Consider the following 12,755-nt stretch of genomic DNA (forward strand, 5'->3'; position numbering starts at 1 on the left):
TTCCTCGATATATACTGTCTGTTGTCCAGTTCAGACAACACGGTATAGGCAGTTTGAAACCCCGTCAAGAGGACACTGATGTCATTCGGTATGCCTTGGAAGAGATTCCGGAAGAGCGCGATCTGATACCTGCGGAGCTGGGCAAGCTCTGTCAGATCGCACACGCCTATTCACCGTCTGGAAAAGGACGAAAAGACGGCTCCGTCCGACCAGGTCATTGATTCGTTTGTCCGGAACTTGAAGCTCACACCCCGGCGCGCACGCCTTCTCAGGCTGCTTGTCGGCAAATCGATGAACGAACAACTCATTGATGTCTTCATTGAAGACGAGGAGCGTCCGCTCGACCTTCTTGAGCCGTCTTATCAGATGAGTTTTCGGGGAAAGCGTCCGGAGTCGAAGACGACTGGCGCAGACACATCGACCGTCTAGCCGCGCTCTTCGACGACGAAGAGGTCTGAATGAGCGATTTTCAACGCCTGGAATTCCAGGCCATCATGAAAGCCCGGAAGCTCATTCGGGACATTGGCGTTTCATCCGTACCAATCGATCTCGAGCCCTTCGCCATTGCTGCGAACGCCAGGATCAAGACCGTCCATGATCTGAACGATGATGAATCTGGCCAAGCAACTCAGCTCAAAGGCAAACATGTCATCATCGTCAACGGTAATCACCGGGAGGAACGCCAGCGGTTCACCGCCTCCATGAAATCGCGCATATCGTTCTCGAACTGCCCTCACGACATCATGGATCAAAGCTGCGGACAGACACCCTGCTGCGTTACGGTCGCCGTCCTCCGGAGGAAATGTTGTGCGACGTGTTCGCAGCGGAGTGTCTACTGCCGTACGAGCTTTTCAGCAAAGATATCAGCGACATAGATATTTCCATGGCTGCCGTGAAGAATTTGGCGGAAAAATACAAGGCGTCACTGACGACGACAGGGTCGCGCTTCGCTGTCAACGCGAACGAACCTTGCGCGTTCGTGTTGAGTGAGGCCGGACAAGTCCGCTACGTTTCCCGTTCAAAGTATCTGAACGAGATAAAGGGCTGGATCGACTTCAATATTCCGCTTCCGAAGGGAAGCGTCGCGCATCGGCTCACTCAGAACCCATCCAAGACCGAGGACTATGACGAACTTGCATCGGATGTGTGGTTCAACGGCGGAATCCGCAATCGTCCAATTGTGGCCGAAGAAGCGATCCTCTTACGGGAGTGGGACCAGTGCCTCTCGCTCATCTGGTTCGATCAAAGCCTCGAACCGCCGCATCAGCTTCACCATGATGACGAAGACGAACCTCTCTTGGAAGAACTGGATGGCAATCTGCCATGGCCCTCCAAAAGGCGTCGAAAATAGAAATGCCGCTCTATGGTGCGACTCGCGCACATCTGCGGATGTGACCGTATTGCTCATATCGTAGAGGCCTGACTTTTAGACCAACCTCCGCGAGTTCCGGAGCAGCTCACCATGCGAACGGTGAGAGAGTCTGGCGAAAGTGTCACGCTCAATACTGTAGAAGTGCACTCAGGCTGCGCGCCCGACCAGGTCCATCAACTTGCCGTAGTCCGTCACCACATCGTACTTCACACGATCCTTGGCGATTCGCTTGCTTATCTCATCGAAGAACTTTCGGGCGCATTCAATCTTCGTCTTCTCGATCTCACGCAGCTTCATAGAGGACATCGTGCCCTTGGTCTCGGCGACGAAGTAGATGTGCCGCACGCTGCCGGCTTTGAAGGAGATTGCCCAATCGGGGTTGTAGTCTCCAACCGGAGTTGGGATCAGGAAGCCCCGCGGAAGCTTGGCGTAGACAACCACCTCGCTACTTGTATCCAGCTCCTTCACGAAGTCTCTTTCGATATCGGAATCCGTGATCGCGTAGTCATAGACGTGATTCTTGAGCTTCGCCGTGGCTCGAGAGAAATCCTGTCCAGTCTGGTTCGCGGTGAAGATATCAACGTCATACCGCTCATCGACTTCGTCATACGCAAGACGTTCGATCACCATGACAGCTTTCTGTTCGGCGATGATGCGCGATGCTTCTGATATGAAGTGTTCGGGATTTTTCGTGAACTGCTCAAAAACCGCGGCGGCGACCTGGCTCAAGATGGTCGCCGCCGTGTCTCGGGTCAGTTGCGCGTTCTCGGCCACCTTACCAACGAGGTCGTACTTAACCAGGGAGTGGATCGAGTCCCCGTGCTCTGTCGTCGTTTCTTGGATCATAAATCCATCGCCTCTGCGAAGCTGGTCATCAGTCAAGCCGGTGTTTTGCACGCCAACCTGAACTGTGTACTGCAGCGGCGTGACACGCAGCCCCTTGTCCAGCGCACTGACACACTTGCGGATCAGTTCCGCTGAGTCGAACTCCACCCGATAGACCGCCTTGCGATTGATCCGCCCCCAGAGCTCCTGGAATTCCTTCTTCGCGAAGTTGGCATTGAGGGGATTGGTCTTAGGCTTGCGCCCGTCGTCGACCTTGGGCAGTTGCGCGTCGCTGAAGACACTGTCGATAAGCTGGAACACCTGCTCCGCGTGAGGCTTCAAGTCTTCGGGCAAGTCGGCCAGTTTCCCCTTGGCCTTGGCCTCGTGGTAGACGTCCGCGATCTGATCCGCATCGTCGGTGTAATCATTCTTCACCAGGTAGCGGTAGATTTGCTTGGCCATGGCGGCAGTCACCTCCACTGGGCCCTGGTCGGTCGTGAGTGTCTTGCCCGTGAAATACTCTTCGGTTGCCTGCCGAGGACGCGACGAGAGGGTCTCCGCGATCTCCTTCTGCAGCCCGGCCACGAAGTCCTTGTAGCTCTCGCTCGCCACTACGGTCAGGACGTTGATGTCGTGCACCACCGCCGGGTGGTCCATCCTGTCCCCGTGCTGGTCGACGCTCAGCCGCAGGCCGCGACCCACTTCCTGGCGTCGGGAAATGGTGTTATCGCTGTGCTTCAACATGCACATGACGAAGACGTTCGGGTTGTCCCACCCCTCGCGCAGGGCCGAATGGGAGAAGATGAAACGGGTGGGTTCGGCGAAGGAAAGGAGGCGTTCCTTATCCTTGAGGATCAGATCGTAGGCATCTACGTCGTCGGAATCGACCGAGCGGGCGCCAACGGCCGGATCCTTGAGGCGGTTCGTCTTCTTGTCGATCGAGAAATAGCCGTTGTGTGTCTTGGCCGGGTCGATCTCCGCGAGATACTTCCGGTACGCTTCATTATCAATCGCGAGCTCCGAGAGGTATTCGGCCTTTAGCATTTCGTACTCTTCCTCGAAGACACGAGCGTACTCGCCTTTCTCGTCGGCTTGATCGTAGTCCCGGTACTTCACCACCTCGTCGATGAAGAAGAGCGACAGGACCTTGATGCCCTGTGCGAACAGCTGCTTTTCCTTGTCCAGATGCGCCTTGATTGTCTCGCGGATCTGGATGCGGCGAATATCGCGCTCAGAAACATCGCCAGTCGCCTCGCCAGCTTTAAGCACTTCGCCATTCGTGAACTCGACCGTGTCATTCACGGCGTCGATCTGGCTAATCGTGAAGCCACGGTACTGGTCAAGATCGCCCGACTCCACGAAGAGGTCGTCACGGAACTCAAGCCGCCGAAGTTGTCGCTTGATCTCGCCCGACTTCAGCTTCACCTCCATCTCGATCCGGGCCACGGGAGCCCTCTTTGAGATGTCGATGCCTTCGAGGTAGAGATAGGCATTGGTGCCGGCCAGCCCGCGGGTCTGGATGCCCCGTACGGAGATCTTCTTGACCAACTTCTGGTTGTAGGCGTCCAGTGCGTCCAACCGATGAACGCGGTTGTGCTGAGTCCGGTGCGTCGCCGAGTAGCGCAGAATGAACAGGGGCTTGAACTTGGGTAGCGCCTCCATGGTCGCCGCGCCTTCCATCTTCTGCGGCTCGTCCAGGATGAGGATTGGCCGGTTCGAGGCGATCACGTCGATGGGCTTACGCGACTGAAAGTCGTCCAGCTCCTCGTAGATGCGTCGGTTGTCGGCCCCGCGCGCGTTGAACGCCTGGATGTTGATCACCATCACGTTTATACCGGCGTCCGAGGAGAAGCTCTCCAGCTCGTGCAGGCGCTTGGAGTTGTAGATGAAGAACCGGGCCTTCTTGCCGTAGCTTTCGGTGAAGTGGTCTGCTGTGATCTGAAGCGACTTGTAGACACCTTCACGGATCGCGATCGACGGCACCATAATGATGAACTTCGACCAGCCATACCGCTTGTTCATCTCGAAGATGGTCTTGATGTAGCAGTAGGTTTTTCCGGTGCCGGTCTCCATCTCCACGTCAAGGTGAACGCGGGTCGCAGCAAGTGCGTCGCGCGTGTAGGTCGCAGTGACAGGCACGCGTTCACCACGGTTATTGAAGGTCGTGAAGTCCATCAGCGACTGCGAGCTAGGCAGGTTCTGCCGCAGTTGGACCTTCTGGACGTTCTCCAGGATCTGTACGTCGGTCAGCGCGAGGTCGGAGTTCTTGAAGCCTTCCTCAAATGCGCTCGCCTGCGCTTTGCGGCCTGGATCGATACGGTAGGTTAGGCCAGAGGTCATAGGCTGGCCGGCAAAGCAGTCCACAACGTCGTTAACGGCATTGGTCTGATAGGGCTGGACCTTGAACTTAAGCTTCATGGCCGGCCTCAGATCGACTTAACGTCGGTGCTGGGTGAAAGCTGGCGGAAGATCTGTTCAACATTGATCTTGACCGCGTCCGAGACGAAGCCGTTGTCGCGAAAGACGGCGCGCAGGGGCTCGCGACCCGCCAGATCCTTCTGGCTAAGATCCTCGGTGATGCCGCTGCGTCGAAGCAGGCGACAAGGGCGTTGTCGTCGACGAAGAAGACGGTCTTGCCCTGCACCGTCTCGCGGCAGATGGGCAGCGTCAGGTCCACCCCCCAGTCGACCAGCACCTGGAACAGCAAGTCCTCGGCCGTGCGGCCTCCTTACGTTGTCGACCATGTCGAGCAGATCGACCGTCAGCTGTCCGGCGGTAGTAGACGTCCTTCATGTTCGAGGTGTCCACCTTGAGCACCCGAACTGACATCGGTTCCAACCCGGATCGCGTAAGTTTCAGCAATGACGGCGGCCCAGCCGCTCCTCTACCGTTCTTTGCGACCTCGGAAAGAACCAACGGCCGCCCGTTTTCCTTCATGAGCTTGATCGCTGCCTGCACCGTCTTCTTTTGCAGTTCCTGCCGTCGAAGCCTCCGCCTCCCAAACTCGGGAGTTGGACCATGACAAAATGGTGATTGTCAAATAGGTGGTATCTTGCGCGGAAGACAGCCGGCAGTACTGGCTGACCCAAAGAAGTCCATCACGAGGGCGGAACGGTCATTCGGAAATACATACTGGATGAGCTTCGCCAGCTCATCATGGTCCTTCGGGTCGTGAAGACCTTCGCCCCCATTAGTCGCGCAGATACTTCACGGAAACCTGAGACTGCTTAGAAGTACGGATCTCGACCTGCGTCCGAAATCCGTTTCATTATCACCGTCGTCGTCGATGTCGTTTGAGTCAGACCTGATTGCTATCGGCTTCCTCGGGGATCGGCTGAATATGGGCCCTGAACGGCGGTTGCATGGTCCTCGCGGAATTCGACCAGACCAAGTTGATCTGCCTCTGCATTCTTGGGTTTGAACATATCAACCCGCCCCGGGAACCGCAGGAAGACCGGTATCAGGATGGATCATCGTATCGCGGCCGTCGCCGCCGGGCCAAGAAATGTCGCGGTCTCGCCATGGGCCATTCTGGTCGACGCGCTTCATCGCGCCCACTTCTTTGGGACGTTCTTCGGCAAGTCGGAATACCATTGAAAGGTCGGCTCGATGGCCTTGAAATCATCGCCATGGATCCCCCTCAACCTGACGAATTCTGCCCAGATATCGCGTGCACCAGGCTTCTCCTCCCGCCAGATTTCCTGCTTTTCCCGCAACCGCGTGAGGTTTTTCGCAAAGACCAGCATGTATTCATGACCTACCGAAAAGAATTTCGTCGTTCTTTCGGCTTTCTCCCAAACCAGTTGCGCAATGAAATTCGTTTCACCGAACACCTGATCCATGAGCTTGCGGAGCGCAGCCTGTCATAGTCGTCGATGCTGACAAGGATGACCCCTTCATCCTTCAATAGCCGCTTGGCGACGGTCAGCCGCGCATACATCATCGACATCCAGTCTGGAGTGGTATCGCCTGCGTGTCCGGGTTGTTACCAGACGACCGCCTCGCGGATCTTTCGCCGGATTCAATTTCGTACTGCTCTTTTCTACAGTAAAGTTGTCTCGGTATAAGTCCTTCCCAGTATTGGTACGGAGGGTCGATATAAATCACCCGGACTTGCCCGGAGATAGGTTTCGTGCAACTTCAGCGTTTCAGTTTGTCGCCTTCAATGAACAGGTTCTTGGTGGAACCGAAGTCTACGCTCTCTCTCGTGCGGGCGCATGTGCTCGATATCGGTGCGGTCGCCAACGCTCGCGCTTGCCCGGCCAGTCGAGCCGATACCGCTCCTGTGGCCCTTCTACGGTGTGGTCACTCAACCCTGACGCAGCTGGTCGAAGTCCACCGCCAGACGCACTGCCCTGTCGCCTCATCCCGTGCTCTCCGTCACGCAGCCGGGGAAAACTTCGCGGATCTTCGATGTTGTCCGTGCTCAGGTCGGCGTGATCTTCAGTTTGTCCATGCTCTTCCTCAATAATCTGTATCGGCGGCGCGGGGCTTCCTGACGTCAGCCGCCCATTTCGCTTGGCTGCACGTAGTTCCGGCATTGATCGCCACGCGCTTATTGAACTGCTTCGCGCCCCAGCCGCGCCTTGATGCGCTCGACCTCCGTGCCTGCAGCCTGATTGCCTCGGCTGCGCGATGCGCTCTTCCAGCGAGACGGACGCTCCACTTGGCCTGGTGACTTCAGGCTGCGCCGTCGTTCACCCTGGGATCAGCCGGGCCGTCTGCCCTACGACCAGCGGCTCGAGCAGCCCTCGTACAGGGCCCCTATGTTCAGCGCCACAGGAAGCGGAGGCGGTGCTTCCTCGGGTTGCTAGTCCCCGAAATAGTCGCCTACCACCCAGCGGGCGCTGTCGGCCCTGCTCGGCCGCTTCAGGCCGCAGCCAGTCTCGCGCGCCCCCATGGGCAACCTCCGATCAACGGGAAGGGAATGGCCTTTGTCGATAGCCGGCAGCACTTGCGCACCAGCGTCCGGGTGCGCGCGCTGATCCGGAATACCTGTATTTCCGCGACCTGCTTCGTTGCTGCCAGATTGACCGTCTCGGGGGCCAACTTGTGGGACCAGACGATCTGATCAACCTCGCGCACGAAAAGGTCCTTCAACGCCGTGTTCGCGCCGGCGTGTTCGTAGATCTTATTCTGGATCACACGCCCGGAAGGCGGTGGCGGGGCCAGCCATGAGGGTCATGGACGCCCCCTTCGATGACCAGGAAGGCGATCAACTCGAAGTCGTCCAGCCCCTTAATGGTGTGCGTCAGCGCCGTGGTCCGCCCGCCGCTGAACAGACTGTCGATGTCTTTCTCTTCCTTCACCTCGATCATGGAGCGGATCGCGCTGGAGAGCAGGTCGGAATAGCGGCCCATCTTGCGCCCGTCCTCGGTGCGCTCGTTAAAGATGCGGCAGACGTCACGGATCGGCTCGATCCGCCCCTTGCAGCTGGATCGGATCAGGTCGAGCAGGCGCTTGACCTCGGTGTGGTCGGCGACGATCTGGCCGTCGTCGTCGATGTAGACCAGGTAGAAGGGGTGCAGCCGGTTCTGCTGGTTGACGTTCACGCTGTCGTGGATGTTCTTCAGCGCGAAGATGACGCCGGGCTGAAGCCCCAGCTCCGGCTGCGCGGGGACGACGGCGTGCATGCCGAAGGGCACGTTGTCGAGCTCGCCATGCTGCTTGACAAAGTTGAGCAGGTCCATCCGGAAGTCGTTCAACCCGAGATCGGTGATCGAGATGCCGGCTTTCACGTCCTCGAGCTCGATGACCTCGTCCTGGAGACGCTTGAGCTGTTCCTTGCGGTAGGCGATGTCGCTGGATTTGGCAGTGAGCACGTTGTCATCGCCGGTGGCGGCGACGTCCGCAATCACCATCCTATTTTCAACGCGCTCCTTGAGGTTGATGTATTCGTCGAGGGTGATGTCGGGCCAGTAGTTGACCAGCTGGATCTGGCCGTTGAGCGAACCGATCCGGTCGATCCGGCCGAACCGTTGGATGATGCGGACAGGGTTCCAGTGGATGTCGTAGTTAATCAGGAAGTCGCAGTCCTGGAGATTCTGGCCCTCGGAGATGCAGTCCGTGCCGATGAGGATGTCCAGCTCGCCGGGATCGTGCGGCAGGACGACGGCCTTCTCCTTTGACCGCGGGGAAAACAGGGTCAGGATGCTCTGGAAGTCGTAGGACTTCTTGAGCGTGGTCTTGGGCGCATCCGACCCGGTGACCTTGCCGACATGCAACCCGAGCTGCTGTGCGAATGGCGCCAGGTTGTCGAAGAGGTAGTTGGCGGTGTCCGCGAAGGCGGTGAAGACCAGTGCCTTGCGGTTTCCAGGATTCAGCGGTTCGTCGACTTTCTGCTTGATGAGGGTGAGCAAGTGCTGAAGCTTGGCGTCGTCGGCCGGCTTGACCTTTTCCATCGAGGCGATTAGGTCCTCGATCAGGACGAGGTCGGCAGCGAGGTCGTACTTCCAAGACGGCAGGTCCATGTCAGCGAGGCTGATCTGGATCTTCTTTCCGACTGTGAATTCGTCGAGGCCGGAGAGGTCATCGTCCTCCGGGTCAAAGTCGCTCGTTTCCGCCAGGTAGTCACTGACGCTCTCGCTGCGCCCGGTCTTCTCGAATTCGTTGATGGCACTGAGCGTTCGCGAGATGTTGGCACTGAGAGACCGAAGTGTGAGACGAAAAGCCGCGACCGAGCTTTCGAGACGCTTCAGCAGGTTGGTAGTCATCAGCGCCTGAAGGCTGCGCTCCCGATCGGCCTGCCTAAGCTTGCCGCGTCCGCCCTCGACCTGCGTGTCGTAAATCTCCTCATACTTTCGCAATCGGCTAGGAAGTATGTAGCTGATCGGGGCGTAGACCGCGAGCTTAAGGACCGAAAGCTGCGTGAAGATGTCGTTGAAGCCCATCACATCGGATCGCTCGGTGATCGGGCGATGGAACGAGAGCGGCTTACGCCGCTGGGGAACTCGCCGATGTCCTCGTATCGTAAAACGTCTCGATATGCCTTCGTGACCGGGCGATCGTCACCGCGTCGAGAAGCTCGAAGAAATCGAAGTCGAGCGCCTTCAGGATCGAGGCGGCTGTCCGCTCCTCCGCCGGCAAAGAGGTCCATTCATTGAACGCCTTTTGCGCCCGTCGGAAGATCTCTTCGATGCTTGCCTGCGCCTTCAGGTTCTTGCTGAGCGCCTCGGATTGCCCTTCGTACGCAAGCGCTAGCTGATTGCGAAGGTCGGTGAACCTATTGTTTACCGGGGTCGCAGAAAGCATCAGGACTTTGGTCTTCACGCCAGCGCGGATGACCTTGTTCATTAGCTTCTGGTAGCGGGTCTCCCGATCCTTGTAGACGTCGTTGTTTCGGAAGTTGTGAGACTCGTCGATAACGACCAGGTCGTAGTTGCCCCAGTTCACTCGATTGAGGGGAATGCCGAAGGAATCGCCGGAGGTTCGTGACAGGTCCGTGTGGCAGAGGACGTCGTAGTTGAACCGGTCTTTGGCAAAAATGTTGGTGGTTAGATTTGTGTTGTAGTTCCGCCAGTTGTCCGCGAGCTTCTTGGGGCAGAGGACGAGAACGGAACGGTTCCGCAGCTCATAGTATTTGATCACCGCCAAGGCGGTGAACGTCTTTCCGAGACCGACTGAGTCGGCGAGAATGCAGCCGTTGTACGTCTCGAGCTTGTTGATAATGCCGTTGGCAGCATCCCTCTGGAAATTGTAGAGCTTGTTCCAGACGGCGCTTTCGCGATACCCAGTGCGGTCGTTTGGTAGGACGTCTTCATCGACCTCATCGAGGAAGTCGTGGAAGATGTTGTAGAGCGTCATGAAGTAGATGCGCTCGGGCGAATTCTCCTGATAAACGGACTCGATATGCTCGCAAATCGCGGCCGTGACGTCCGTTGCTTTCTCCGGGTCCGACCAGATCTGATCGAACAGCTGGAGATACATATTCGCGTGCGCCGGATCATCGAAACGAGTTACAAAGTTGGAGACGGCATCGCCCTTCTGGTAGCCGAGATCGACTGCTGTGAATCCGCTAATCGGCATGTAGGCGATTTCGCTGTCCGCCCCGGCGACATGCATGAATTGCTGCATTGGCGCTTTGGTCGTGTTCGAACGAAACCTGGCCTTCTTCCGGATCCAGTCTGCGCACTCCCGTGCAACGGCGCGTTGAGTGAGCTGGTTGCGCAGCTGGATCTCGAACTCAGTACCGTAGAGGCCGCTTTCTCGTTTTGCCTTGGGTATGAAGAACTCTCTCCGCTCCTTGCGGAGGCGATCGGTCACCTCGTTTGGCACGAATGTTGGAGCCGTGAAGACGAACTGCAGGCTGTCGATCTTCGATAGCTCCGACTTGAGTGCCTCGAATGCGTAAATCGAGAAGCAGGACGCAGCGATCCGCAGACGTGTACCGCGGCCGATGGCGACCTTCAGATCATCCCCCAGTAGATGCGAGGTGTTATCGATTAGCTTCATCGATAACACCTCGGTTCAAATGGAAAAGTGGCTTCGCGTTCCGGATTCGTAGAGCATGAAACGCTAACGACGGCAGTCTCGAAGCAGATTCCGAATTCTAGCAGCCAGACGAATACCCGAAGCCCGAGACTCATCTGCGCCGACCCCTACCGTGTTCCGGTGGCTCGTCGCCTGAAGCTCCGCCGTCCCGCACCCAGTCATCGACCTCGGACAGCTTGAACTTCCACAGTCGTCCGATCTTGTGAGCCGGCAACCCCTTGTGGTCGATCCATCGATAGACGGAGTCCTTGGCTACGCCGAGGTGTCTGGCCAAGTCATCAACCGAGACCCAGGGTTCATTTGTCATCAAGCTTCCCTCGTGGCGGCATGCGCACTGAATCTCAGGATTCCGGCGATCCTCCGCAAACTAAGCGTACAGGTGCACCTCGAAACATAGCACTGTAGGCGAAACACAACAATATACGGCTATAATGACCAAAAGTCGGTTCAGGGTACGGCAGCACTGCGGCTACGAGAGACAACCGCCTGGACGAGATGTCCGCCTGGAACGCCTTTTGGTCGTGAGTCTCGTGATGACAGGCATCGGCCCGAGGAACATCCCGGGACCGATGGGGGACTAGAATTAAGAGTCTTAAACTAGACGTCTTGAGACGGAAGATTGGTGACCGGCAAGATCGAGACTGTGACCACGCTAGTACGAGATCTGGCGCGCGGCCTGCTCTCGGTCTTTAGTGCTGCTCTGGCAGGGGATCCTCGCGACGATGATCGCCAACTTCATGACACAGACGTGATCGGTGAGTACAACCACCGCACCGGACGCCTCGACGCCGGCAACGATCCGTACGGCTGGTACGACGAGGATTAGCCGAGCCGTTGCTAGCGACGGATGCCCTTGCTCACGGCAGCCTTCCCTATCGCGCCTCCCTGACGACCCGCGTCATCCGCGGGCCGCGCAAGCGGTGCCGTGGCGTTATTGATGGCGCGCCCCACATTGACTCCCGCCCAAGCCATCATCCCGCTCCAGAGCAGCGGCAGCCCGAGGTAGAGGCTGGTCGTGATCATGTTCAGCAGCATGCGCTTGGCGTCGTGCTCGCCGGGGTTCGCGAATATCTGCAGGAACACGTTCACGTCCGGATACATGGACAGGATCAGGTTCTGATCCACCCACATTGCCAGGTACCAGAGCACGCTCCAGAACTTGACCGTGAAGATCGCCATGGCGCCGACCACCATCATCGACAGCGAATAGCGGGACAGGACGACGATCATCGGTAGCAGCGCGTAGATGCCGAGCAGCATCAGCGCCTGGACCATCGGCAGCGCCTGCAGTACCGCGGTCATCGTCACGGAGAAAAGCCCTGAGGCGATGAGCACGCCACCCGTGGCGAGGCCGCCCTTGGCGATGTTCTCCGCCGTGGCGAGCCAGCCGGTGTTGGCCGTGTTGCCAGCGACGAGCTCATTGCTGGACCAGGACGGTGGCGCGTTGTTGAGCACAGTGCGAACGACGGCGTCTTCCTGCTGTTCGCTGGCCAGGATCGGTGCCACCGCGACGACCAGGCCCGAGAACCCCGCCGAGGTCGCGTCCGCCTCGTCGATCAGTTTCTCGCGCAGACCCTGGGCGCCGTTCTCCCACCACTCCTTGCACGTGGGCTTGCCCCAGGTCGGCGGCGATGCAGGGTCGTACTCGGTATCGCGCGCCGGGTTGTAGGCCCAACCCGGGATCTGTTTCGACGGACGCAGGATGTCGTAGTAGCCGGCGGTGTCCCGGTAGACGTGCGAGCCCATCCAATCTGGATCGTCTTCGCCATAGGTCGCCAGGATTCCGGCCACCGCGGCGGTCGCGGGCCGTTCCGCCTGGTACTTGGAGCGCGCGGCCACGTAGCACTCGCTGAAGAAGTCGCTCGTTTCCTGCCGCAGCCGGGGATCGGCAATGGTGGCGAGCCGCGCCTGTTGTTCATAGGTGCGCATATCACTCGCGGCGGGCAGGCCTTCGACCACGGCATGGTTGAATCCGGAGCTCATGGCCAACACGGCGTACCACCAGACCGGAATGTTCACGGTGGCGGGCGAGCCGTTGAAACCAGCCGCCCCGTAGGTACTCTGGGGT

Annotated in this window: 7 protein-coding genes and 2 pseudogenes; 3 read left to right on the top strand and 6 right to left on the bottom strand. The window is 58.3% G+C overall.

Annotated features, from left to right (window positions below):
• Positions 1-458: 458 nt before the first annotated feature.
• Together H7A12_14860 and H7A12_14865 are read left to right on the top strand one after the other, a co-directional pair.
• Complete coding sequence (locus H7A12_14860) at positions 459-875, top strand: hypothetical protein (protein ID MCP5322079.1); 417 nt, start codon at positions 459-461, stop codon at positions 873-875.
• 8 nt (positions 876-883) lie between these two features.
• Positions 884-1,351 (top strand): hypothetical protein, encoded by a 468-nt coding sequence (locus tag H7A12_14865; GenBank protein MCP5322080.1) that lies wholly within the window; start codon positions 884-886, stop codon positions 1,349-1,351.
• Positions 1,352-1,519: 168 nt separating this feature from the next.
• On the opposite strand, the gene H7A12_14870 is transcribed toward H7A12_14865, so the two are convergent.
• From H7A12_14870 to H7A12_14890, 5 genes and pseudogenes are all read right to left on the bottom strand, one after another.
• Positions 1,520-4,615, bottom strand: a complete 3,096-nt coding sequence (locus tag H7A12_14870) for a DEAD/DEAH box helicase family protein (protein MCP5322081.1) — start codon at positions 4,613-4,615, stop codon at positions 1,520-1,522.
• A 1,127-nt stretch (positions 4,616-5,742) separates the two neighbouring features.
• On the bottom strand, positions 5,743-6,039 hold the full coding sequence (locus H7A12_14875; GenBank protein ID MCP5322082.1) for a hypothetical protein: 297 nt from the start codon (positions 6,037-6,039) through the stop codon (positions 5,743-5,745).
• A gap of 672 nt (positions 6,040-6,711) precedes the next feature.
• A pseudogene (locus H7A12_14880) lies at positions 6,712-7,369 on the bottom strand (DUF4391 domain-containing protein).
• Positions 7,339-10,648: pseudogene (locus tag H7A12_14885) on the bottom strand (DEAD/DEAH box helicase family protein). Before H7A12_14885 ends, H7A12_14880 begins: the two co-directional pseudogenes overlap by 31 nt.
• A gap of 130 nt (positions 10,649-10,778) precedes the next feature.
• Positions 10,779-10,994: a helix-turn-helix domain-containing protein gene (locus tag H7A12_14890; GenBank protein ID MCP5322083.1), complete on the bottom strand. Its 216-nt coding sequence runs from the start codon at positions 10,992-10,994 to the stop codon at positions 10,779-10,781.
• Positions 10,995-11,309: 315 nt separating this feature from the next.
• Here H7A12_14890 and H7A12_14895 point away from each other — a divergent pair, with 315 nt between their 5' ends.
• Entirely contained in the window at positions 11,310-11,513 is a 204-nt protein-coding gene (locus tag H7A12_14895) for a hypothetical protein (GenBank protein ID MCP5322084.1), read from the top strand.
• Between the two features lie 11 nt (positions 11,514-11,524).
• Here the strand turns inward: H7A12_14895 and H7A12_14900 are convergent.
• Positions 11,525-12,755 (bottom strand): conjugal transfer protein TraG N-terminal domain-containing protein (locus H7A12_14900; GenBank protein ID MCP5322085.1); only part of this gene is annotated, 1,231 nt, incomplete at its 5' end.

It is taken from the genome of Pseudomonadales bacterium (assembly GCA_024234165.1).
GTDB lineage: Bacteria > Pseudomonadota > Gammaproteobacteria > Pseudomonadales > UBA5518 > UBA5518.

What these genes read in the sequence shown, in the direction of transcription:
- H7A12_14865 (MCP5322080.1), top strand. Translation starts at nt 884, where the DNA reads ATGGCTGCCGTGAAGAATTTGGCGGAAAAATACAAGGCGTCACTGACG.
- H7A12_14890 (MCP5322083.1), bottom strand. Translation starts at nt 10,994, where the DNA reads ATGACAAATGAACCCTGGGTCTCGGTTGATGACTTGGCCAGACACCTC.
- H7A12_14870 (MCP5322081.1), bottom strand. Translation starts at nt 4,615, where the DNA reads ATGAAGCTTAAGTTCAAGGTCCAGCCCTATCAGACCAATGCCGTTAAC.
- H7A12_14860 (MCP5322079.1), top strand. Translation starts at nt 459, where the DNA reads ATGAGCGATTTTCAACGCCTGGAATTCCAGGCCATCATGAAAGCCCGG.
- H7A12_14875 (MCP5322082.1), bottom strand. Translation starts at nt 6,039, where the DNA reads ATGGATCAGGTGTTCGGTGAAACGAATTTCATTGCGCAACTGGTTTGG.